Source organism: Paenibacillus forsythiae T98 (assembly GCF_000520735.1).
GTDB lineage: Bacteria > Bacillota > Bacilli > Paenibacillales > Paenibacillaceae > Paenibacillus_AQ > Paenibacillus_AQ forsythiae.
In genome coordinates this window covers 1-707 of record NZ_ASSC01000650.1, presented here as the reverse complement: position 1 = coordinate 707, position 707 = coordinate 1, and the positions used below count along the sequence as shown (strand labels likewise).

The window sequence follows — 707 nt, the reverse complement described above, 5'->3', positions numbered from 1 at the left end:
CAAGCCTCGGCCAGTTGCCGCCCGCTCTATCGTTCCTGCCGAAAGCGCCGCCGGTCCGGCTGACCATCCCGGACCCGGCTCCGCTTCGGAAATGAACGAAGACAGCCTTGCGGAGCTGCTTCGCGGCTCGAACAACAGCCTTGGCCTCCATTACCTTATCGCCCTGAGGCGGCTCGGCAGCGGCATCGCTCCGCTGACCGTTCCCCGTCTCGGAGCGGGCTTTCATGAACCGCTCCGCAGCGGAACCGAGATCGCCAGCGCGACGGCGCTGCGCGCACTGCTTCGCGAGGGCGGTTCTCCGGCCGCATATATCCCGGAGTACAGCCTTGACATTCTTCGGCGCGAGCAGCAGGAAGGCCGGGGGCCGCTGGACTGGGAGAGCTTCCGCTCGCCGCTGCTGCACATTCTCTCCACCCGCTCCGCCGCCGAGCTGGCCGGACTGCTGGATGTAAATGAAGGACTGGAGAACCGCCTGCTGCGGATTCTGCCGGAGCTTCCGCAGTTCACCGTTGGCGGTCTGCTGTCCGCCTTGAAGAGCAAGCGCTACACCCGCACGCGGCTTCAGCGGATGCTGCTGCACATTCTGCTGAATCATGGCAAGGAAGAATTCTCGCCCCGCGTGCTGTCGCAGGGGCCGGGATATATCCGCGTGCTCGGCTTTCGGGAAAGCGGCCGATCCCTGCTCAAACAAATGAAGCAGAGCGCCA

Annotated in this window: 1 protein-coding gene; it reads left to right on the top strand. The window is 64.9% G+C overall.

What is annotated here, in order from left to right:
* The coding region (locus tag L692_RS0120160) for a nucleotidyltransferase family protein (protein ID WP_025701851.1) at nucleotides 1–707 on the top strand (707 nt) is incomplete at both ends.